This window comes from Niameybacter sp., from assembly GCF_036655075.1.
Lineage (GTDB): Bacteria > Bacillota > Clostridia > Lachnospirales > Cellulosilyticaceae > Holtiella.
This window is the reverse complement of the sequence record NZ_JAVVQU010000005.1, coordinates 27,331-48,630: the sequence shown is the minus strand read 5'-3', so window position 1 is coordinate 48,630 and position 21,300 is coordinate 27,331. Positions and strand designations below refer to the sequence as shown.

General features: G+C 34.5%; 22 protein-coding genes. 17 read left to right on the top strand and 5 right to left on the bottom strand.

From position 1 onward, the window contains the following. Nucleotides 1-25: 25 nt before the first annotated feature. Nucleotides 26-1,315 carry an HlyC/CorC family transporter gene (locus RRY75_RS02795; protein ID WP_332491445.1) on the bottom strand — a complete coding sequence of 430 codons (1,290 nt, stop codon included), beginning with the start codon at nt 1,313-1,315 and terminating at the stop codon, nt 26-28. A 479-nt stretch (nt 1,316-1,794) separates the two neighbouring features. On the opposite strand from RRY75_RS02795, the gene RRY75_RS02790 reads away from it, so the two are divergent. Continuing rightward, nucleotides 1,795-2,055, top strand: a complete 261-nt coding sequence (locus RRY75_RS02790) for a DUF2508 family protein (protein ID WP_332491443.1) — start codon at nt 1,795-1,797, stop codon at nt 2,053-2,055. A gap of 48 nt (nt 2,056-2,103) precedes the next feature. Further along, nucleotides 2,104-2,364, top strand: a complete 261-nt coding sequence (locus RRY75_RS02785) for a pro-sigmaK processing inhibitor BofA family protein (protein ID WP_332491441.1) — start codon at nt 2,104-2,106, stop codon at nt 2,362-2,364. 46 nt (nt 2,365-2,410) lie between these two features. Here RRY75_RS02785 and RRY75_RS02780 read toward each other — a convergent pair whose 3' ends face one another. Continuing rightward, complete coding sequence (locus tag RRY75_RS02780; RefSeq protein ID WP_332527375.1) at nt 2,411-3,025, bottom strand: hypothetical protein; 615 nt, start codon at nt 3,023-3,025, stop codon at nt 2,411-2,413. Between the two features lie 327 nt (nt 3,026-3,352). Between RRY75_RS02780 and RRY75_RS02775 the strand changes: the two genes are divergently transcribed. The 8 genes from RRY75_RS02775 to RRY75_RS02740 all read left to right on the top strand — a co-directional run bounded on the left by RRY75_RS02775 (nt 3,353) and on the right by RRY75_RS02740 (nt 8,824). Then, a complete protein-coding gene (locus tag RRY75_RS02775; protein ID WP_332491437.1) occupies nt 3,353-3,928 on the top strand; it encodes a 2-oxoacid:acceptor oxidoreductase family protein in 576 nt (191 codons plus the stop codon). Continuing rightward, nucleotides 3,928-4,230 (top strand): 4Fe-4S binding protein, encoded by a 303-nt coding sequence (locus tag RRY75_RS02770; RefSeq protein WP_332491436.1) that lies wholly within the window; start codon nt 3,928-3,930, stop codon nt 4,228-4,230. Before RRY75_RS02775 ends, RRY75_RS02770 begins: the two co-directional genes overlap by 1 nt. Nucleotides 4,231-4,246: 16 nt before the next feature. Beyond that, nucleotides 4,247-5,437 carry a hypothetical protein gene (porA, locus tag RRY75_RS02765; RefSeq protein ID WP_332527376.1) on the top strand — a complete coding sequence of 397 codons (1,191 nt, stop codon included), beginning with the start codon at nt 4,247-4,249 and terminating at the stop codon, nt 5,435-5,437. 13 nt (nt 5,438-5,450) lie between these two features. Beyond that, nucleotides 5,451-6,380, top strand: a complete 930-nt coding sequence (locus RRY75_RS02760; protein ID WP_332491432.1) for a thiamine pyrophosphate-dependent enzyme — start codon at nt 5,451-5,453, stop codon at nt 6,378-6,380. Nucleotides 6,381-6,809: 429 nt separating this feature from the next. Continuing rightward, nucleotides 6,810-7,499 (top strand): hypothetical protein, encoded by a 690-nt coding sequence (locus RRY75_RS02755; RefSeq protein ID WP_332491430.1) that lies wholly within the window; start codon nt 6,810-6,812, stop codon nt 7,497-7,499. 153 nt (nt 7,500-7,652) lie between these two features. Beyond that, nucleotides 7,653-7,895: a hypothetical protein gene (locus RRY75_RS02750; RefSeq protein ID WP_332491428.1), complete on the top strand. Its 243-nt coding sequence runs from the start codon at nt 7,653-7,655 to the stop codon at nt 7,893-7,895. A 52-nt stretch (nt 7,896-7,947) separates the two neighbouring features. After that, complete coding sequence (locus RRY75_RS02745; protein WP_332491427.1) at nt 7,948-8,373, top strand: hypothetical protein; 426 nt, start codon at nt 7,948-7,950, stop codon at nt 8,371-8,373. 34 nt (nt 8,374-8,407) lie between these two features. Continuing rightward, on the top strand, nt 8,408-8,824 hold the full coding sequence (locus RRY75_RS02740; protein WP_334309700.1) for an HIT family protein: 417 nt from the start codon (nt 8,408-8,410) through the stop codon (nt 8,822-8,824). A 77-nt stretch (nt 8,825-8,901) separates the two neighbouring features. Here RRY75_RS02740 and asnB read toward each other — a convergent pair whose 3' ends face one another. Beyond that, nucleotides 8,902-10,737, bottom strand: coding sequence for an asparagine synthase (glutamine-hydrolyzing) (gene asnB, locus RRY75_RS02735; protein WP_332715596.1), 1,836 nt, complete (start codon nt 10,735-10,737; stop codon nt 8,902-8,904). Nucleotides 10,738-10,975: 238 nt separating this feature from the next. Here asnB and RRY75_RS02730 point away from each other — a divergent pair, with 238 nt between their 5' ends. The 3 genes from RRY75_RS02730 to RRY75_RS02720 all read left to right on the top strand — a co-directional run bounded on the left by RRY75_RS02730 (nt 10,976) and on the right by RRY75_RS02720 (nt 16,339). Next, on the top strand, nt 10,976-12,139 hold the full coding sequence (locus RRY75_RS02730) for an NAD(P)-dependent malic enzyme (protein WP_332491421.1): 1,164 nt from the start codon (nt 10,976-10,978) through the stop codon (nt 12,137-12,139). A gap of 4 nt (nt 12,140-12,143) precedes the next feature. Continuing rightward, the gene (locus tag RRY75_RS02725; RefSeq protein ID WP_332491419.1) at nt 12,144-13,202 is read left to right on the top strand and encodes an undecaprenyldiphospho-muramoylpentapeptide beta-N-acetylglucosaminyltransferase; all 1,059 of its coding nucleotides are present in this window, start codon (nt 12,144-12,146) and stop codon (nt 13,200-13,202) included. A gap of 431 nt (nt 13,203-13,633) precedes the next feature. Continuing rightward, complete coding sequence (locus RRY75_RS02720; RefSeq protein WP_332491417.1) at nt 13,634-16,339, top strand: EAL domain-containing protein; 2,706 nt, start codon at nt 13,634-13,636, stop codon at nt 16,337-16,339. A gap of 63 nt (nt 16,340-16,402) precedes the next feature. On the opposite strand, the gene RRY75_RS02715 is transcribed toward RRY75_RS02720, so the two are convergent. Beyond that, entirely contained in the window at nt 16,403-17,959 is a 1,557-nt protein-coding gene (locus RRY75_RS02715; RefSeq protein WP_332491415.1) for an ABC-F family ATP-binding cassette domain-containing protein, read from the bottom strand. A gap of 80 nt (nt 17,960-18,039) precedes the next feature. Next, on the bottom strand, nt 18,040-18,390 hold the full coding sequence (locus RRY75_RS02710; RefSeq protein ID WP_332491413.1) for a DUF5658 family protein: 351 nt from the start codon (nt 18,388-18,390) through the stop codon (nt 18,040-18,042). A 150-nt stretch (nt 18,391-18,540) separates the two neighbouring features. Here RRY75_RS02710 and RRY75_RS02705 point away from each other — a divergent pair, with 150 nt between their 5' ends. The 4 genes from RRY75_RS02705 (at nt 18,541) to fabK (ending at nt 21,248) form a co-directional block, all read left to right on the top strand. After that, nucleotides 18,541-18,993 (top strand): MarR family winged helix-turn-helix transcriptional regulator, encoded by a 453-nt coding sequence (locus RRY75_RS02705; protein WP_332491411.1) that lies wholly within the window; start codon nt 18,541-18,543, stop codon nt 18,991-18,993. Between the two features lie 15 nt (nt 18,994-19,008). Continuing rightward, nucleotides 19,009-19,974, top strand: coding sequence for a beta-ketoacyl-ACP synthase III (locus tag RRY75_RS02700; RefSeq protein WP_332491410.1), 966 nt, complete (start codon nt 19,009-19,011; stop codon nt 19,972-19,974). Between the two features lie 74 nt (nt 19,975-20,048). Further along, on the top strand, nt 20,049-20,273 hold the full coding sequence (gene acpP, locus RRY75_RS02695) for an acyl carrier protein (protein WP_334309699.1): 225 nt from the start codon (nt 20,049-20,051) through the stop codon (nt 20,271-20,273). 45 nt (nt 20,274-20,318) lie between these two features. After that, nucleotides 20,319-21,248 carry an enoyl-[acyl-carrier-protein] reductase FabK gene (gene fabK, locus RRY75_RS02690; RefSeq protein ID WP_332491408.1) on the top strand — a complete coding sequence of 310 codons (930 nt, stop codon included), beginning with the start codon at nt 20,319-20,321 and terminating at the stop codon, nt 21,246-21,248. Nucleotides 21,249-21,300: the final 52 nt, after the last annotated feature.

The window sequence follows — 21,300 nt, the reverse complement described above, 5'->3', positions numbered from 1 at the left end:
CAAAAAGAAGATTAAGCCTGAGGGCTTAATCTTCTTTTTGTTCATCTAGTAATTGTTCATCTATTGTATCTGATAAGGTTACTCTTAATTTATTAATACGATTATTCATCGTTTCTTCTACTTTGAAAGTAAGTTCTTCAAAAGTTACGACTTCACCTTCGTCAGGGAAGCGGTCAAGAAGACCAATGATGAAACCACCTATAGAGTCAAACTCGTTAGATGAGATGTTAAGGCCTAATTCATCGTTAAAGTCGCTAATTCTAAAGGAACCGTCTACAAGACATTCTCTATCATTAACTTTTACAAAACTATCTTCAGTCATATCGTACTCATCATCAATGTCGCCCACGATTTCTTCAATCAAGTCTTCTAGAGTTACAATACCAGAAGTACCGCCGTATTCGTCCACAACGATTGCCATACCAATTTTCTTAGAACGCATTTCTTTGAACAGTTCATCAATACGTTTGAATTCATGAACAAAGTAAACATCTCTTAAAAAATCAGCCATTATAAAATCTTCTTTATTAAATTGTTTTAAAAGAAGGTCTTTCATGTAAATAACACCGATAATGTTATCGTGAGATTCTTGATAAACAGGCATACGTGAAAACTGTTCTTGTTTATATAAATCGATAATCTCCTCATATGTAGCATTTGCATCAACCGCTATCATATCAGTTCTGGGAATCATAACATCTTTTGTATAAGAATCACCAAAACCAAATACGTTGTAAATCATTTCTTTTTCTTCCTGTTCAAGGACGCCTTCCTCATGACTTACGGTAACAATGGTTTTAAGCTCATCTGTTGTAATGAAAGGCTTGCTCGTATCAATTTTACCACCAAAAATTCTGATAATCAGGTTGGAAATAAACATAAGGACTTTAACAATAGGATTAAAGGTTACAACTAATATAGAGATAGGTCTTGCTACAAAGCAAGCTACTTCTTGAGTCTTTTGTGTAGATAAAGACTTTGGTGTAATCTCACCGAAGATAAGGACTAAGATAGTCATTACGCCTGTTGCAATTCCAGCACCAGCACTTTTAAATAAATCTGTTGCAATAACAGTTGCTAGGGAAGAAGCGCCGATATTAACTATGTTGTTTCCTACTAAGATAGCGCCTAATAACTTATTAGGATCTTCTACGAGCTTGCTTACGAGTTTTGCATTTTTAATGTTTTGATCCACCATATGGCGAGCATCGATTTTACTAATAGCCATAAGGGCAGTCTCAGATGCTGAGAAAAAGGCTGAGCCTACTAGTAAAATGACAAGAACTACAAGTTGTACCAACAGTACCGAATCCAATTTTAAATCACTCTCCTAAATTCATAAAAAATAATGTGTAAATCTGCTTACCCTCATAGTTTAATTAAAAAAGATGAATTATTTATAAAAGTTAGCAAAATTTAATAGACACATTATAAGATAAATCATTTTATTTTGCAACTAAGATGCCCATTATTAACCTGCTAATAATATATACAAAAAGTAAAATTCTTATGCTTATTTAAAGGGTTAAAGCCAGGGAAACATTTAACCGACATATATAGTAGGAAAATTGAGATGAGAAAATGATTGATGTTATAACTTCTTATACTAATACACAAGAACTTAGGGATATGTTAAAAGATACAAAACAAGAGGAATTACTCTTTTCATAAGCAGCAACTGCTATGCTTGCATAGGCTAATCAGCGTCCTCAATAAGTGATGCAACTTCTTCAAAGATAGGGTGAATAGTTTTTATAGGCTTAGGTCATACTCCTAACAAAGGAGGAAAAACACATGACAAAGAAAGAAAAAAGACGTAGAGCACAGCAAGAAATGGAAGAAAGAGAAGAGGAGAGAGAAGTATTAGCTGATGAGATTACTGCACTCCATGAGGAAATGGCGGCTACACTTGCAAACTTCTCAGATACAATAGAGCCAGAACTACTTGAGTACTATACTTACTATTATAAAGCCAGTCAGATTAAGCATAGTTATTTATTAAAAAAACTAAAAAAGCTTTATTATGAAATAGGAGAAAATAGGAATGTAATGTAAAGGATGTCCATATCTATGTAATATATGGATTATATAGAGGTGGAAAACATGCAAGGTGTGCATCCAGTCATTATGATGAGCCTTTTGATGTGTACAGTGCTCTTAATAGGTATCGTTTTTGACCAGTACGTAGTAAAGTGGATTAAAAATGGGCTTTTAGGAGTTTGTTGTATTTGTGTATGTGATTTGTTTATCCCTGTTATGTGGCGTGTAGGAATTAATCTGCTCACAGTAGTGGTAGCAGCATTATTGGGCATTCCAGGGGTCATCCTCATGTATTTGTTTAATATTATGAAGTACTTCAACTGAAAAAAGAGCTAGACTTGATGTAAAGTCTAGCTCTTCTTTATTTGCATTATTTATGACTCATAGCATGCCTATCTAAGAAAAAGGCCAGTGAATCATGGAATAGATTTTCTGCTTCTCTTGTATTCTTTGTAAAATAGGTCATCCAATCAGAATTGAAAAGGATATACTGAGCATTGTCTTTAACTACATAAGGTGCTGTAGCATTTTCTTGACTCATGATTTCTATAGTCATATAGCGTTTGTTGAAAGATACTTTCTTCAGTTTTTGATCATAGAGTGGTGCGATGAATTCAAAGCAGACTTCTTGTACCACTTCGTCAAGTAATTCAAGGATTTCTTTGTCTTTAATAGTAGGAAGAAAATTTCTTAATGCTTCTACAGTACTATCTTCTGACAAGTTATAGTGTTCAATGATGAGGTGAATAACGCGATGAAGCTTATCTAAACGTCCAAAGGTAATACCCTTTTTAGCAACAAGCTCCCATGCATGAATCACCATTTCAAAACTTAAATCTTCTAGACTACATTTTTGTTTTTTGTAATGGATTTGAGTAATAAGACTTTTATACCAAAAAAGCTTATAACTATTTGTAATGTATTTGTAACTTAGTAAGTTTTCCAGTGCTAATAAATGAGTAGATATCTTTTTAGGTTTTGCCATGTTGTTCTCCTTAGTCCTTTAATCATGTAAATATAGTATAACTGAATTTATAAATTTGGAAAGAGAGATAATTAAATTCTTGACAATACAAAAAGTTTAAAAAAATAGTTGTTAGAACTAGAATATTATTAATAGAAAAGAATGAGTTAAAAAATGACAAAAAAACATAGGATTTAGACAAAATATATGAAGGAAGAGAAGTATAATTAATTTATATTGTATACAATACACATTATATTTGATATAAATTTATAAAAATGATAAAATTGTCTTATAATTTATTTGATAAATTATAATTCATAGGAGTAATGCAAGGAGGGATCGATTATGAACAATGTAGTTGAAATTCGTTGGCATGGCCGTGGTGGTCAAGGCGCAAAAACGGCTTCATTATTATTAGCGGAAGCTGCATTTGATACAGGAAAGTATATTCAAGGATTCCCAGAGTATGGTCCAGAACGTATGGGGGCACCGATCACCGCTTATAATCGTATCAGTGATGAAAGAGTAACCGTGCACTCAAATATTTATGACCCAGATTATGTTATTGTTGTAGATGAAACTTTACTTGATGTAGTAGATGTAACAGCAGGACTAAAAAAAGAAGGTGCACTTCTTATTAATACTGAGAAGACTCCAGAAGAGTTAGCACCTAAATTAAAGGGGTATGAAGGCCGTGTATGTACAATTGATGCACGTAAAATTTCTATGGAAACATTAGGAAAATATTTTCCTAACACACCAATGCTTGGAGCTATTGTAAGGATTGCTAAAATTATGGATGAAAATACTTTCATTGAATCAATGGAAAGATCATTCAAGCATAAATTTGCAACTAAGCCACAAGTTATTGAACCTAACATGGCTGCTGTTAAAAGAGCTTTAGAGGAGGTTAGAGGATAATGGCAGATAAAGATAAATGTATCATTGAACCATTTACATCTTGGCAAGAGACCACCAAGGGTGGTGTTGTTACATCTTCAGGAAATGCTCATTACTACCAAACAGGTGGTTGGAGAGCTGATAAACCTGAATGGGACACAGAAAAATGTAAGCAATGTTTAATGTGCTTCCCAGTTTGTCCAGATAGTTCTATTTTAACTGAGGACAAAAAAATGATTGGTATTGACTACGACCACTGTAAAGGTTGCGGAGTATGTGCAAATGTTTGCCCATTCAAAGCAATCAATATGGTTAGAGCATAAGGGGAGGAAAAAAGTTATGGCAATTCGTGAAAAATTATCTGGTAACGAAGCCGTTGCCGTTGCAATGCGACAAATCAATCCAGGAGTTGTAGCAGCATTCCCTATTACACCTTCCACAGAAGTACCTCAATACTTCTCAAGTTTTGTAAATAATGGGCAAGTGGATACAGAGTTTGTACCTGTTGAGTCCGAGCATTCAGCAATGTCAGCTTGTATTGGTGCAAGTGCTGCAGGTGTACGTGCAATGACAGCAACTTCTGCAAATGGTTTAGCACTTATGTGGGAAATGCTTTATATTGCGGCCTCAAGTAGATTACCAATCGTTATGGCTACAGTAAACCGTGCACTTTCAGGTCCTATCAATATACATAATGATCATGCTGACTCCATGGGGGCACGTGATTCTGGATGGATTCAAATTTATGGAGAAAATAATCAAGAAGCTTATGATAATGAAATTATGGCAGTTAAAATAGGAGAACACCAAGATGTACTACTCCCGGTTATGAACTGCTACGATGGTTTTATTACATCACATGCTATTGAAAATATTAATCTTATTGAAGATGATATTGTTAAAAACTTTGTAGGAAATTATAAAGCAGAACATTATCTTCTGAATCCGAAACAAGCTATTGCAGTAGGCCCTCTGGACCTTCCTAATTACTACTTTGAACATAAACGTAATCAAGTAGAAGGCATGAGAAAAGCGAAACAAGTCATCTTAGAAGTCTCAGCTGAATTTGAAAAAGTAACAGGTCGTAAATATGGCTTGTTTGAAGAATACATGATGGACGATGCTGAAAGAGCAATTGTTCTCATTGGTTCAACTGCAGGTACAGCAAAAGCCGTAGTAGATGAGCTTCGTGCAAAAGGTGAAAAAGTAGGTTTAATTAAAGTAAGAGTGTTCCGTCCATTCCCAGCAGAAGAGATGGCTGCTGCTTTAGCAAATTGTAAAGTAGTTGCAATCATGGATAAATGTGATGGATTCAACGGAAAAGGTGCGCCACTCTTCAATGAAGTATGTAGTGCAATGTACTTTGATGAAAACAAACCATTTGTTGTAAATTACATTTATGGATTAGGCGGACGTGACGTGCGTGTTGATGATATTGAAAAAGTATACAATGATCTTACAGAAATTGTATCTTGCGGCAAGGTTGACGATCCATATCGTTACTTAGGCGTAGTAGATGCAAATTGTTAAGGAGGGGAAACTGATGGCATACAATTTAAAAGAAACAAGTCTCAAACCAGAAAGATTAACTGGGGGACATCGTATGTGTGCTGGTTGTGGTGCACCAGTAGTAGTACGTAGTGTGCTTCGTGCATTAAAACCAGAAGATAAAGCAGTGATTACATCTGCAACAGGATGTTTAGAAGTTTCTACATTTATTTATCCATATACAGCGTGGAAAGATTCTTTTATCCATTCAGCATTTGAAAATTCCGCAGTAACTTGTGCAGGAGCAGAAGCTGCTTACGTGAATATGAAAAAAACAGGCCAATTAGATGATACTTATAAATTCATTGCATTTGGTGGTGATGGTGGTACATATGATATTGGTATACAATCTCTTTCAGGTGCAATGGAAAGAGGTCATGATATGGTTTATGTTTGTTATGACAATGGTGCTTACATGAATACTGGAATTCAACGTTCTTCTGCAACACCTAAGTATGCAGATACAACAACTTCACCAGCAGGGAAAGTAGTACCAGGCAAACAACAATACAGAAAAGACCTTACAGCTGTTATGGTAGCACATGGCATTCCATATGTAGCTCAAACTGCACCAATTGGAAATTTCAAAGATCTCTATGAAAAATCAGAAAAAGCTATTTATACAGAAGGACCAGCATTTATGAATGTACTTGCACCATGTCCAAGAGGATGGCGTTATGATACACCAAAACTTATTGAAATGGCACAACTTGCAGTAGATACTTGCTTCTGGCCACTTTATGAAGTAGAAAATGGAGTATATAAATTAACTTATAAACCTAAGAATAAACGTCCAATTTTAGATTGGTTAGAGGCACAAGGTCGCTTCCGCCATATTATTAAAGATGTGGAAAAGGTAGCAGAACTCCAAGCTGAAGTGGATGCAAGATGGACAAAACTTCTTGCCTTATGTGGCGAAGTGTAAAAACCTAGTATAATTTAGTTTAAAAGCAGACAAGAGTCGCTAAAATGACTCTCTTGTTTACTTTTTTTGCAATAAAAATATATCAGTAATATTAAAAGTGAGGGTATATCTAGGTGGATAAGATTATCAACATATTGTGAATAAAGTAGAAATAGAGTCAAAAATACACGACTAATACTGCTAAATGTAGTAAATTGAGATAAAATATTGACATATATATAGGGAGATGCTATAATTTGTTGTGGATAGAGTTGTGGATTAGTTGTTCACATCTCTGTGTATAATTCGAACAAACTTAAATCAATCCTGACTTTTGGCCACTTAGATGTGGTCATTTTTTTTGTGTACAAACATGTATAAACTTAGTTTGTCTTGTATAAACTAAAAAGAAACCATTTTTAGGAAATTCTTTTGAGTTTGGAGGCAAACATGAATTTACTCAACGAAGTCAGAGATTATATTGAATATATTAAACCCAATGCCTATATATTTACTTTGCAAAAACAAGGATTAGAGTTGCTTCTTAGCTTTATTGAAGAATTTAAGCATACCAATACTATCTCTAATGGTTATATGGATGCATTAGATTACTTTTTAGCTGTATGGGTACCTAGACATAAGAAGTATTTAAAGGTAGAAGATGCATTTAATATTGTCTATAGCGTTCAAGATTTACTTACTTTCATTCATAGAAAGTATAATAGCGAAGATAATACACCACTTATACTAGATTATTATGGAGAAGAATATTTACGCGTTTATAAAGTCAATGAAATTGTTAGAAGGATGATTGGAGATCCTATTATTAGTATGGTGCCTACAATCATAGACTTAGAAAGTTATAAAGAGTACAAAGAAAAACAGCAACGTAAAGATAATATGGCTATGTATGAACAAGGACTTTTTAGTGTAGATGAGATTAACGACGAAGGCTATATTGCTTTAAGCAAGCTCAATAATAACAAATATTGTAAGGTTTTAATTCGTAGAGACTGGATGTATAATTTTAAAGTTAATGATATTCTACATGTCACTTTAAAACGCAAAATATTCTTTGTCTACTGGGAAATTGAAGAACTTAAGGCCTATTATCCAAGCAAAGCAGCACAGTACCTTTAAGACTTTAATTTAAGGGGTACATTGGTTATAATAGAATAAGGAGAAATATGAAAATTATCCTTTTACTTGCCAATTGTACAAGCCTTACACTGCAAAAGATTAAACAAATAGCAATAAATGTGTTTGGTGAACTTGAAGTTAAAGATAGAAGTAATGGAACTTGAGAAGTTTAATGATTATAATGGGCAAAAAAGTTGGCAGTTTGAGAGGGTTGCAAAGGCTATTAGTGAAAGTAATGGCGTAGTAGCTATTTCTAATGTACATATTGCAGGAATGCATAGTGTTATGCAAAACTTTTTTGACCATCTAATGGAGTGGGAAGAAAATTCAGAAGCTTTTTACCGCATTATGAGGCAGAGGCGTAGTTGTATCATGAGTAGTGAAAGGTATAAATAAGTAGGACATCTCATATAAATGACAATAGATGTTATTTAGGGAGGATGGGTATATGGATTCACAAGCACTTAGTCACCAACAAATACATAGTTTATTTGAAGAACTTGTTATCACCAAGAGAAAGCAACGTATGATAGAAGAACGATTACTACAAATCTTAGCAAGTCCTGTGCAAAGAAAATGGATGCATGAACGTGTTCAAGATCAGTACAAGCATGAGCGTATGATACAAGACATAACAAAGGAATATTTGCACGAAGAGATTAAAATAGATCCGTTCAAACATAATATTACAATAAGTCATTCGGCACAACAAGAACTTAACAATAGGTTAGAGGCAGTAGCTAGAAATATTCAGTTAATGGCTCACATTAGTCAGCCTATTGAAGACTTTAAACTATATAAGATGATTAACAACATGTTAAGTGATGAGTATATTTATCAAACTAGATTGGTAAAAATGTTAACAGAAAAATAGAATAAAATAATACAAAAGAAGGAAGGTAATGAAGATGCATAGTGATTGTATTTTTTGCAAAATTTTAAAGGGAGATATCCCATCATTTGTAGTTTATGAGGATGAATATTTTAAAGTGATTTTAGACCGTTTTCCAGCATCACGTGGGCATGTACTCATTTTGCCAAAGGCACACTATCAAGATATGTTCGAACTACCAGTGGAAATAAGTGCTAGGCTCTATCCACTTGCAAATCATATTGCTAAAGGTATTAAAGAGGCCGTTCAAGCAGAGGGGATTAATGTGATTCAAAATAATGGTGAGGCAGCAGGACAGTCTGTTTTCCATTTCCATATGCATTTAATACCTAGATTTAAAAATGATCAAGTTGTGCTGAACAAAACTTCAAATATGGAAATAACACTTGAGGAGCTTGCTAAAACAGCAGAGCTTATAAAAAGTTATTTATAGAGTAGACTTTAAGTGATTCAAGCGTACACATAATTAAAAGGGCTGAAGAGATTAATCTCTTCAGCCCTTAAATGCGCTTAAGCAGTTGCTTCTTGGAAGTATTGTTTGTACCACACAAGGAACATAAAGATAGTCCAGATTTTACGGCTATTATCTTTATGACCTTTTTTGTGTTCATCTAAGATATTCATAAGCATATCTTCGTTGAAATATTTATTTGCAGTAGCACTTGTGAAAGCTTCTTTCACGATGTTGTAATACTTGTCTTCTTTAAGCCATACACGAATGGGTACAGGGAAGCCAAGTTTTTTCTTGTTAGCAGTAGCAGCTGACATATTACGTTTAGCAGCTAAACGCATTGCGTATTTAGTATTTTCTTTGTTTACACGATAATGAAGTGGAATCTTAGTAGCAAGGAGACAAACTTCTTTGTCTAAGAATGGTACACGTAGTTCAAGAGAATGTGCCATACTCATTTTATCTGCTTTAAGTAAGATATCTCCAGCTAACCACATATGCATATCTAAATATTGCATTTTAGTAACATCGGATTTATCCTTCACTTTAGCATAGAAAGGTGCTGTAAGTGCTTTTGGGTCTTTAGCAGGTGTAGAAACCTTCAGAAGTTTCTTGCGCTCATCTACAGAAAACATATAAGCATTTCCAATGAAACGCTCTTCAATCGTTTGAGCCCCACGAATAAGGTAGTTTTTGCCTTTGAAGCTAAATGGTAGTGCTTTTGCTAATTTAGCAAGGAAAGTTCTAAGACCTTGAGGGAGAGTATGATATTTTGCATTATCAACAGGTTCTTTGTAAATGTTGTAACCGCCAAAGAGTTCATCTGCACCTTCACCTGAAAGAACAACTTTAACATGTTTGCTTGCAAGTTCACTTACAAAGTAAAGTGCAACTGCAGCAGGGTCAGCTAAAGGCTCATCCATGTGATATTGAACTTTTGTAAGAGAAGACCAATATTCTTCAGGGGTGATTACTTTGTGGAAGTTTTCAATACCAATTTCTTTAGAGAGTTCTTTGGCATAACTAATTTCATTATATTGTTCGTTGTCGAAACCTACGGTAAAGGTCTTATCCCCTTTGAAACAACTTGCTACATAACTAGAGTCAACACCACTTGATAGGAAACAACCAACTTCAACATCACTAATTTTATGTGTTTGAATAGATTCTTTCATAGTTTGGTCAATCATATCAACATAGTCTTCTAAAGATCCTTCTGTTTCAATGAAAGTAGGTTCCCAATATCTTTTTATATCTAATGCACCATCTTTGTAAGTAAAGAAGTGTGCTGGAGGTAATTTGAAAATACCTTTAAAGAATGTTTCTGGTGTAGCGGAATATTGGAATGTTAAATAGTTTTCAAGTGCTTCTTCATTAAGTTCTTTATGAACTGCAGGGTGCTCTAAAAGTGATTTGATTTCAGAGCCATAAACGAAACGATTATCTTCTTTATAATAGTAAAATGGTTTGATACCAAAGAAGTCACGTGCACCAAAGAGCATTTGTTTTTCACGATCCCAAATAACGAAGGCAAACATACCACGTAAATGAGAAAGTAAGTCTGTACCATACTCATCATAACCATGAACAAGTACTTCTGAATCGGTATGAGTTTTGAACTCATAACCTTTTTGAATAAGCGTTTCACGAATAGATTGATAGTTGTAAATTTCACCATTAAAAGTAAGTACTAAAGTTTTATTTGTATTGTATAAAGGTTGAGAACCTTCTTCTAAATCGATGATACTTAAACGTCTAAACCCTAAAGCAGCTGACTCATCAATAAACTGCCCATCGCTATCAGGACCACGATGTATAATCTTATTCATCATACCTGTGAGTACTGATTTTTTATCTTCAAGTTCTGTATCTACAAAGCCACAAAAACCACACATATGTAAGGGCTCCTTTCTTAAAATAATACATAAAAACTTTACCATACATTACGCGTAAAAGCAATGAACTCTGAATAAAGTATTGCCCTAAAATCCTATTATAAACCAACTTTTTATAAAAATGATAGAACTTAAAAAAGGAAAAGCACTAAGTTGCGAAGCATTTAAAAAAAGAGTATGATTAAAGTATTAAGCTATTAAAAAAATAGGAATAAGAGAATTATACGAAGGAGAAAATATGACAGATATTAACAGTAAGGCATTGGAGATGCATGAGAAATGGCAGGGAAAACTAGAGATAGTAGCTAAAGCTTGTGTAAGTAATAAAGAAGACTTAGCAATTGCTTATACACCAGGGGTAGCAGAACCTTGTAGAAAAATTAAAGAAAATAAAGAAGATGTCTATAAATATACTATGAAAGGCAATACTGTAGCTGTTATTTCAGATGGTACAGCCGTACTTGGTTTAGGGGATATAGGACCAGAGGCAGCTATGCCTGTTATGGAAGGCAAAGCTGTCCTTTTTAAAGAATTTGCAGGGATTAATGCAGTACCTATCTGTATAGATACAAAAGATACAGAAGAAATTATTAAGTTTGTTAAGCAAATTGCTCCTACTTTTGGAGGTATTAACTTAGAAGATATTGCAGCACCCCGTTGCTTTGAAATAGAAGCTAGGCTTAAAGAAGAACTTGATATTCCAGTATTCCATGATGACCAACATGGTACAGCTATTGTCGTTCTAGCGGGTGTTACTAATGCACTTAAAGTAGCACATAAACAAAAGGAAAATGTGAAAGTTGTTGTAAATGGAGCAGGCTCAGCAGGGATTGCAATTACAAAGCTGTTATTAAAGGCAGACTTTAATAATATAATAGTAGTTGATAAACTTGGCATCTTATGTGAAGGCGAAGAATGGATGAACTGGGCACAACAAGAGCTTTCAAAAGTGACAAATAAGAACCAACTTAAAGGAAGCTTAAAAGATGCTTTAATAGATGCCGATATATTTATTGGCGTATCTGCACCAAATATTGTTTCACAAGATATGGTGAGTTCTATGAATAAAGATGCTATTATTTTTGCTATGGCTAATCCTACCCCAGAAATTATGCCTGACTTAGCAAAAGAAGCAGGTGCACTTGTGGTTGGAACAGGTAGATCAGATTTTCCAAATCAGGTGAATAATGTACTAGTATTCCCAGGTATATTTAAGGGAGCACTTTTAGCAAGAGTGAGCCAAATTACAGAAGATATGAAATTAGCAGCAGCTTATGCGATTGCAAGTATGGTGAAAGAAGATGAGCTAGGTCCAGAGTCTATTTTGCCAGCAGCTTTTAGAGAGGGCGTAGCAGATTGCGTAGCAGAAGCTGTCAAGTGTATAGCAAATAAGGAGGCATAATAGATTGAAGACGATAGTATTAACTGGCGGTGGAACAGCGGGACACGTAACACCTAATATTGCACTTATTCCACAGTTGCAAAAGGAAGGATGGAATATTCAATATATAGGAAGCAAAAACGGGATAGAAAAAGATTTAATAGAAAAGGAAAACATTCCGTATCATGGGATATCTTCAGGTAAGTTAAGAAGATATGCATCTGTAGAAAATCTAAAAGATCCATTTAAAGTTATTAAAGGTTTATTTGATGCATATAGCCTACTCAAAAAGATTAAACCTAATGTAGTATTTTCAAAAGGTGGATTTGTTACGGTTCCAGTAGTATTAGCTGCTAAGTTATTAGGTATTCCGGTTATTATTCATGAATCAGATATTACACCAGGTCTAGCTAATAAGATTGCATCTAAGGGTGCTAAAGTCATCTGTGTTAATTTCCCGGAGACGCTTCAATATGTAGGTGCAAAAGGTATTATGACGGGTACCCCTATTCGTGAGGCACTTTTTAAAGGTAAAGCAGAACAAGGTTATAAAGTTTGTGGATTTAAGGCGCATAAGCCAGTTTTATTAATGATGGGGGGAAGTTTAGGCTCTGTAAAAATTAACCAGTGCTTAAGAGAAGCTTTAGAGGAGCTTAATTCAGAGTTTAATATTGTACACATATGTGGTAAGAATAATGTAGATGAGAAACTACAAGGTAGAGATGGGTACTATCAATTTGAATATGTGGGAGATGAACTTCCTCATCTATTTGCAATGGCAGATATGATGTTATCTAGAGCAGGTGCTAATGCTTTAGCAGAAATTGTAGCACTTAAGATTCCTAATTTACTTATTCCACTTTCACAAAATGCAAGTAGAGGTGACCAGATTCTTAATGCAGATTCTATGCAAAAGCAAGGGTACTCACTTGTACTGCAAGAAGAAGCCTTAAACAAAGATACTCTTGTAAGTAATATTTATGAGTTATATAAAAATGTGGATGTTTATAAAGGTGCTATGAAAAAATCTATGGATACAAGTGGCACTAGTAAAGTAATGGAAGAAATAAGAAGATACAAATAAATAGAATGTCAATCGTTTGGTAGTATCTATTGGTAAAGAACTTGAAAGCAATGGTGGTCAGCTAGAAAATATCATAAGCAATGAAGAGTATGTAGCGCCCTTTATAGTGGGCGCTTTTATTATGCTGTGCGTCTAGCTAAGCTGGACTATGTTTGCAGGTGAAAGTGCTGTCTAGGTAATCGCTAAGGAACTTCGTAATGAATTACTGGGTGTAACAGAAGTGTTAGGTCTGAAGTGTGAGGGGGATGTATTTGAAAGAATGTTAATGAAAATACAAGGAGACCACATCCTTTATTTCTACAATTTGTGAAAGAAACTACTAAAAAAGTAGATTTTCAAACAAATTTTCATTAATAAATCCTTTTATTATTCTAAAGTTTTAGTATAATGAAAGAAAAAAACAATAGTAAGCATTTTAAGGGGGACAAAATATGAAGCTATCACTTAAGATTGCTAGTATTTTTACAATGATGACGGCAATAACTATATTGTTATATTTGGTATCATCTAATGTAATGGTAGATTATCTGTATCAAGGAGAGATGAGTCGTATTAGTGGCATTAGCGGAGGTGTTATTAATAGAGTTGAGGGAGAAGAGGAGAAGTTTATTGGAAAAGTTAAAGACTATGCTGTAACATTAGAAACCATTGCAGACATTGAGGAAGAAAGAGAGTTGGATTTTAGAGAGAAACTTGGACTGTATGATAAATTTAAGGAGGACGGCATTGAATATAAGATGTTACTTTCCCCGAGCCTAGAAGTTCAAGAAATTTATGGGGCTAAAGAGAAACTTGCTATATCTGATACAGAGTGCACGTATCTTCAAGAGGTTATTATCGGGTTAATAGATGAAAAGAAACCTTTTACACAAGACATTATCAATACACAAGATAGACCCTATTGGGTAGCAATAGATACACTTAAAAGTGAAAAAAGTAGTCAACATTTAGGCTATTTAATAGGAATAAAAGCAATTGATCAAGAGATGCTAGCAAGCATTGCAGAGTCTATGGGTAAAGACATAAGTTTAGTAACTGAGATAGAGCAGTCTAGAGGCGTGAATACACAGCAATCACAAGAGCAAGAAATAATGATAGTTTATAATGAGGATCATATTTCAAGTTACTTTGAGTTGAAGGGGAAACATAGTGAAGAAGACTACTATATCAAGATAATGGAGCCACTTGTTGTTAAACAAAGTACTAAAAAAAATATAGATTTATTTACAACTATTCTGATTGGACTTTGCATTATCATTAACTTAATTCTAGCGATTCTTATTGAAAAGCTTGTAGTGAAACGCATTGTTAAAATTAATAGAGGCGTTAATGAAATTAAAAATTCAACAAACTTATCTGAGCGTATTGTTGTAGACTCTACAAAGGATGAAATAGGAAGTTTAGAAAATGATATTAATGAAATGTTTGAGGCTTTAGAAGATGCCAATGAAAGTATAAGCATTAAGGAGAGTCAGTATAGTGATGTACTTGCAACCATGACAAATGGCTTTGCCTATTATCGCATTAAGCAAGATGAAAAAGGTCGGTATATAGATGGTATTTGTGAAGTGTTTAATGATGCATTAGCTAAGCTGGTGGAAGTTAATAAAGAAGATATGATAGGTAAGTACTTTACCGAATTTCTAGATAATACTTATATGGGTGCGATTAAGTTGCAAGAAGTATTTGAGCAAGTAAGTAGTACTAATCAGCCCTTTATAGTGAATCAAATTAGGATTAGAGAGAATAAGTGGGTGGACCTAAGCATTTATGTAACGCAAGAAGGTTATTTTACCCTTATTGTAAATGATGTTACAAAGTTGAAACAATATTTAACTGAAATGAAGTATTTAGCAGAGTATGATTCTTTGACAAACTTGAAGAATAGGCATAGTTTATATCGACATTTAAATGCAATGAGACGTGTGAATAAGCCCTTTGTAATTTATTTTATGGATTTAGATAATTTTAAAACACTTAATGATACAGTTGGTCATGTAGAAGGTGATAAAGTACTTTGTCATGTAGCCAATGGGCTTATGAAACTTTCAGATAGTAGTGTGTGCATTGGTAGAGTAGGGGGAGATGAATTCGTTCTTATAAAGGAAGGACTGTACACCAATCAAGAAATCTTAGATTATGGTGAAGAAATTATTAGGGTAGTGAATCAGCGTTTTGAATATGCGCTATATAATTTTGAAATCAAAGTAAGTATTGGTGTGAGTATATACCCGCACCAAGCTGTAGATGTCAATACGCTCCTTAAATATGGTGATATTGCTATGTATAGGAGCAAAAAAAATGGAGGAAATAGTACTTATATTTTTGCAGATGCAATGATGGAAGATCTTGAGATAGAAGCAAGATTGAAGGATGCTATAGATAATAATGAAATTGTACCTTATTATCAACCTATTCTTGATATAAAAAATGAAAAAATAGTAGGTGCTGAAGCATTGGCAAGATGGAAGAAAGATGGAGAGATTATTCAACCAGATAAATTTATTCCTGTAGCTAAGAATACCGGATATATTGTAGACATAGATTATATGATCTTAGAAAGAGCATGTGAATTTTGCAAGCAGTGGAATGAAAAGGGGGTTGACGATTTCACAATTTCAGTGAATCTGTCTTATAGGTCTCTTAAGAAATCAAATTGTGTGGAAACAATAAAAGAGTTGCTAAGTCGCTATAATCTTAAACCCGATTTATTAAAACTTGAAATAACAGAAGATGACGTGTTAGAGTATCCTCAATATATTATTAAAGTTTTAAACGAGATTAAGCTATTAGGAATAAAAGTGGCATTAGATGATTTTGGAGTGGGCTATTCTTTATTTAATCATATTAAAATGCTACCCATTGATATTTTGAAGATTGATAGGTCAATTTTACTTGAAGTAGGAGAAGACACAAAGACCCGAGCTATCGTAGAGTCACTTATTAATCTAGCACATACTCTTAACCTAGAAGTAATCTGTGAAGGGGTAGAGGATGCAAAGCAAATGCAAGTACTTAAGGCGATAGATTGTGATATGATACAAGGATACTTTATTAGTCAGCCTGTAGAAGAAAAAATATTTGGTGAATGTATACAGTATTATAATATTGGTCGAAGCGGTAAAAATATAATTTAATTTACATAATAAAAGAAGCCGCCAAGGCATAGTACTTTGGCGGCTTCTTTTATAGCATAAAGATTAAATGATTTTAGTTGTCCAATCTTCTACATTCCATACATCAGTAATAAAGCTTTCATAGAAGTAAGGTTCATGGCATACAAGTACAACGGTACCTTTAAATTCTTTAAGGGCACGTTCAAGTTCGTCTTTTGCATCTACATCTAAGTGGTTAGTTGGTTCGTCTAGTACAAGTAAGTTAAGTTCTTGCATAAGAATCTTACAAAGACGTACTTTGGCATTTTCACCACCAGATAGAACTTTCATTGGACTTGTAATATGGTCTGTAGTAAGACCACATTTAGCTAGTTCAGAGCGTGCTTCATGATTGGTAAGAGAAGGATAATCATTCCAAAGCTCATCTAAAGCAGTGTTGTTATTGTTGCGAGAATCTTCTTGAGCAAAGTAACCGATATCTAAGTTTTCACCAAATTCAACTTCACCATCAATAGGTTTAAGGATACCCAGTAAGGTTTTAAGAAGGGTAGATTTACCTAGACCATTAACGCCACAAATAGCAATTTTCTTGCCACGTTCAATATTGAAGTTAAGTGGGCGTGTTAATGGCTCATCATAACCAATGACTAAGTCACGTGCTTCGATTAAGAAACGACTTGGTGCTTTGGAAAATTTGAAGTTAAATATAGGTTTAATTTTCTCTTTTGGCTTGTCAATAATCTCCATCTTATCAAGCTGTTTCATACGGCTTTTTGCCATACCTGTTGTAGCAACACGTGCTTTATTACGTGCAATGAAATCTTCAAGTTTGTCGATTTCCTTTTGTTGACGTTCATAGGCTTTTTCTTGTTGACGTTTCTTAAGCTCATAAAGTCTTAGGAACTCGTCATAGTTTCCTACATAACGTGTAAGTTCACAATCTTCAATATGATAGATAAGGTTACATACATCATTTAAGAAAGGAATATCGTGAGATACAAGGATAAAAGCATTTTCATAATTTTGAAGGTAACGTTTTAACCACTCAATATGGTTAACGTCTAAATAGTTAGTAGGCTCATCTAGGATAAGAATTGTTGGGTTTTGAAGAAGTAATTTAGTCAAAAGTACTTTCGTACGTTGACCACCACTAAGTTCATCAACCTTTTTATCAAGGCCAATATCTCCAAGGCCGAGACCCGCTGCAACTTCTTCAATTTTTGAATCAATAATATAGAAACCACTTGTATCTAAGATGTTTTGGATTTCTGCTGCATCTTCCATGAGTTTAGTCATTTCTTCATCGGAGCAATCGCCCATTTTTTCGTAGTGACTAAGCATCTCTTGTTCAAGTGCAAATAGGTTATCGAAAGCCAATCGTAAGTTATCTCTAATGGTTGTACCTGGTGTAAGGGCAGAATGCTGGTCTAAATAACCAACAGATACACGATTTGACCATTCTACGCTTCCTTCATCGGGCATAAGTTTACTCGTAATAATATTTAAGAAAGTAGATTTACCTTCTCCGTTAGCTCCTACAAGGGCGACGTGTTCGCCTTTTAAAAGTCTGAAAGAAACATTTTCTAAAATACTACGAGAACCAAAACCATGGGTTACATTTTTTACGGCTAAAACACTCATATTTTGTCTCCTTTGATTAGTTGATTTACTTCTATATGATAATAAAAAAGTCACAAAAAGTAAAATGAATTAAATGGGAGTTAGAGTGTATATAAAAATAAGCCGAAATAAGTCAGGTGCATCACGTTAATAATAATATAAATAATGAGCACAGTATTGACAAAGCAGTTGCAAAGCTTGAGGTTGATATCAGGTAAATCCTCTAATTTTAATAAAATATAGATGATGAGAAGCGCTGGGGTAATGAGCTTTATCGCAATGCTCAACAAGGGGTCTTGAACAATACCAACCATAAGAGAATTAATTTCTTCAAACATTCCGGTCTTTAACAGACCGAAGGTGAAGACGATATCAGAAGCGTTAAGAATATAGAGTAGAGTTAACCTTTTCCTTAAATCGAGAAAAGTATTTTGAGTAAGTAATTTTAGCATATGCAGTCCTCCTATGAAGAGAAGTATTGCCAAGAAAACCTAGTCTTTAAACTTAAGAATACTTGACAACTATAAAACTATTCCTTATACTTTGATTATAAAATAATTTGATTGGCAAAGTATAGTACAACATGAGTGGAGGCGAGAGATTTGCAGAGTACTGCAAAGGTAGTAAATGAGTTACTGGTTCAGTTGTTTAATGAAATTTTAACAATTGAAAAAGTGGCATTACAAGATTCACCTTTCAAAGATTTATCTATTACAGAAATGCATGTTATAGAAGCAATAGGGCTTGGGTCTAGAACAATGACAGATGTTGCAGACCAGTTAGGTATTACAGTAGGAACCCTTACAACATCTATTAATAGACTTGTTAAAAAAGAATATGTATCAAGACGTAGGTCAGAAGAAGATAGAAGATATGTAGAAATTGAAATTACACAAAAAGGAAAGTTAGCCTATAGGGTTCACGAGGCATTCCATCAGATCATGGTACAAAATATGATTGAAGGCTTATCTAATGAAGACAATGAAGTACTTATTAAGTCACTTACAAGGCTTTCAGACTTTTTTCGAGAAAAGTATCACCTTGTAAAAAAATAGAAAGGAGTGATACGCATGTATGGTGTAAAACTTTTATCAATGGGAAAGGCAGTACCCGTACGTCATATGACTAATGATGAATTAACACAGTTTGTAGATACTTCAGATGAATGGATTAAGTCTCGTACTGGAATAGAAAAGAGGCATATTTCTACAGGAGAAACAACTACAGATTTAGCTATTAATGCAGCAAAAGAGGCACTTGAACGATCAGGTATAGACCCTAGACAAATTGGACTCATTGTAGTAGCAACTATAACAGGGGATTACATTATGCCAAGTACAGCGTGTCAAGTGCAAGCAGCTATTGGTGCAGAGAATGCTACAGCCTTTGATATTGCAGCAGCTTGTAGTGGATTTCTATATGGTGCTAAGCTTGCAACGGATGCTGTTCGAGTAGGTTCTTGCGAATATGCGCTTGTGATCGGTGCAGAGGTGCTTAGCAAAACAGTGGATTGGGAAGATAGGAGCACCTGTGTACTTTTCGGAGATGGCGCAGGGGCAGCAATTTTCCAAAAACATCATAAAAATAACATAATTAATATATATACTCAGAGTAATGGCGGTCTTAGCGAGTGTTTAACCTTGCCAAGTATACCACTTAAGAATTGTTGCGTAGAGCAAGAAACTAGAAGCCCGTATATGTTTATGGATGGACGAGCAGTCTATAAGTTTGCAACGACTGTAGTACCTATGAGTATTCAAAGGGTGCTAGAGGGTACATCATATACTTTGGATGATATTAAGTATTTTATTTTACATCAGGCGAATGCAAGGATTATGGACAGTGTAGCAAAAAAATTAGAAGTTCCTACCGATAAGTTCTTTAAGAATTTACATGAGTATGGAAATACTTCTTCTGCTAGTATTCCAATGGCACTCTATGATTTACAAGAAGAATTAAAGCCAGGAGACCCTATTGTTTTATGTGGTTTTGGTGGCGGTGTTACTTGGGGCAGTATGCTCCTTGTGTGGGAATAGTTCCAACTAGGTCTAAGACCTTTAAGGATAAATAACTAAATAAATTAATCAAAAACTAGGAGGAAATTAAAATGATATTAGAAAAATTACAAGAAATCGTAGCAGACAAATTAGGTGTAGATGCATCAGAGGTTATTGAAACAGCTCGTTTCAAAGAAGATTTAGAAGCAGATTCATTAGATTTATTCGAAGTAGTTATGGCACTTGAAGATGAATTCGGTGTAGCTATTTCAAATGAAGATGTTGAAGGAATCAAAACAGTTGGTGATGCAGTTAAATATATCACAGATAGACAATAATTAATTAAAGCTTGCAACAATCAGGCGAGATGAGGAGATTGAACAATGAACAGAGTATGTGAAATGTTAAATATTCAATATCCTATTTTCCAAGGGGCCATGGCGTGGATTGCTGACCACGCTATAGCTGCCGCTGTATCAGAGGCTGGGGGATTAGGAATTATTGCTGCTGGTAATGCACCGGGTGAATGGCTTAGAAAAGAAATTCGTGCACTCAAAGTAATGACGGACAAACCATTTGGTGTCAATATTATGTTACTTAGTCCATATGCAGAAGAAGTAGCTAATATAGTTGTTGAAGAAGGTGCAAGTATTGTAACAACAGGCGCTGGAGATCCAGGTAAATACATCAACATGTGGAAAGAAGCGGGTATTAAAGTTATTCCGGTTGTACCGTCTGTAGCACTTGCAAGAAGAATGGAAAAACAGGGCGCTGATGCAGTGATTGCAGAAGGCTGTGAAGCAGGTGGACATATTGGTGAACTTACAACAATGGTACTTATTCCACAAATTGTAGATGCAGTAAATATTCCTGTTATTGCAGCAGGAGGTATTGCGGATCACAGAGGATTTGCAGCAACGATGATGTTAGGTGCAGACGCTGTACAAATAGGAACAAGATTTTTAGTCGCAAAAGAATGTACCGTACATGAGAACTACAAACAACGCGTAATTAAAGCAAGTGATATTGATACGGTTGTAACAGGCAGAAGTACAGGACATCCAGTACGCGCACTTAGAAATAAACTTTCAAGAGAATTTAGCAAACTCGAAAAGCAAGGTGCTAGTGTGGAAGAACTCGAAGTACTTGGTGCAGGTGGTTTAAGAGCAGCAGTTGTTGATGGAGATGTTGTAAATGGTACTGTGATGTCAGGACAAATCGCTGGTATGGTTAAAGAAGAACAAACAGCTAAAGAAATTATCGATGATATTATGACAGAACAAAACAAAAGACTTTCTCACATTGTCGAATAAATAAGACTAAACAAATACTTTGTAAATCAAACTTTGAAAGACAAAGTTTTAA

What these genes read in the sequence shown, in the direction of transcription:
- RRY75_RS02720 (WP_332491417.1), top strand. Translation starts at nt 13,634, where the DNA reads ATGAAGCTATCACTTAAGATTGCTAGTATTTTTACAATGATGACGGCA.
- RRY75_RS02740 (WP_334309700.1), top strand. Translation starts at nt 8,408, where the DNA reads ATGCATAGTGATTGTATTTTTTGCAAAATTTTAAAGGGAGATATCCCA.
- RRY75_RS02710 (WP_332491413.1), bottom strand. Translation starts at nt 18,390, where the DNA reads ATGCTAAAATTACTTACTCAAAATACTTTTCTCGATTTAAGGAAAAGG.
- RRY75_RS02715 (WP_332491415.1), bottom strand. Translation starts at nt 17,959, where the DNA reads ATGAGTGTTTTAGCCGTAAAAAATGTAACCCATGGTTTTGGTTCTCGT.
- RRY75_RS02730 (WP_332491421.1), top strand. Translation starts at nt 10,976, where the DNA reads ATGACAGATATTAACAGTAAGGCATTGGAGATGCATGAGAAATGGCAG.
- RRY75_RS02775 (WP_332491437.1), top strand. Translation starts at nt 3,353, where the DNA reads ATGAACAATGTAGTTGAAATTCGTTGGCATGGCCGTGGTGGTCAAGGC.
- RRY75_RS02785 (WP_332491441.1), top strand. Translation starts at nt 2,104, where the DNA reads ATGCAAGGTGTGCATCCAGTCATTATGATGAGCCTTTTGATGTGTACA.
- RRY75_RS02770 (WP_332491436.1), top strand. Translation starts at nt 3,928, where the DNA reads ATGGCAGATAAAGATAAATGTATCATTGAACCATTTACATCTTGGCAA.
- RRY75_RS02760 (WP_332491432.1), top strand. Translation starts at nt 5,451, where the DNA reads ATGGCATACAATTTAAAAGAAACAAGTCTCAAACCAGAAAGATTAACT.
- RRY75_RS02790 (WP_332491443.1), top strand. Translation starts at nt 1,795, where the DNA reads ATGACAAAGAAAGAAAAAAGACGTAGAGCACAGCAAGAAATGGAAGAA.
- RRY75_RS02755 (WP_332491430.1), top strand. Translation starts at nt 6,810, where the DNA reads ATGAATTTACTCAACGAAGTCAGAGATTATATTGAATATATTAAACCC.
- fabK (WP_332491408.1), top strand. Translation starts at nt 20,319, where the DNA reads ATGAACAGAGTATGTGAAATGTTAAATATTCAATATCCTATTTTCCAA.
- asnB (WP_332715596.1), bottom strand. Translation starts at nt 10,737, where the DNA reads ATGTGTGGTTTTTGTGGCTTTGTAGATACAGAACTTGAAGATAAAAAA.
- RRY75_RS02700 (WP_332491410.1), top strand. Translation starts at nt 19,009, where the DNA reads ATGTATGGTGTAAAACTTTTATCAATGGGAAAGGCAGTACCCGTACGT.
- porA (WP_332527376.1), top strand. Translation starts at nt 4,247, where the DNA reads ATGGCAATTCGTGAAAAATTATCTGGTAACGAAGCCGTTGCCGTTGCA.
- RRY75_RS02780 (WP_332527375.1), bottom strand. Translation starts at nt 3,025, where the DNA reads ATGGCAAAACCTAAAAAGATATCTACTCATTTATTAGCACTGGAAAAC.
- RRY75_RS02745 (WP_332491427.1), top strand. Translation starts at nt 7,948, where the DNA reads ATGGATTCACAAGCACTTAGTCACCAACAAATACATAGTTTATTTGAA.
- RRY75_RS02750 (WP_332491428.1), top strand. Translation starts at nt 7,653, where the DNA reads ATGGAACTTGAGAAGTTTAATGATTATAATGGGCAAAAAAGTTGGCAG.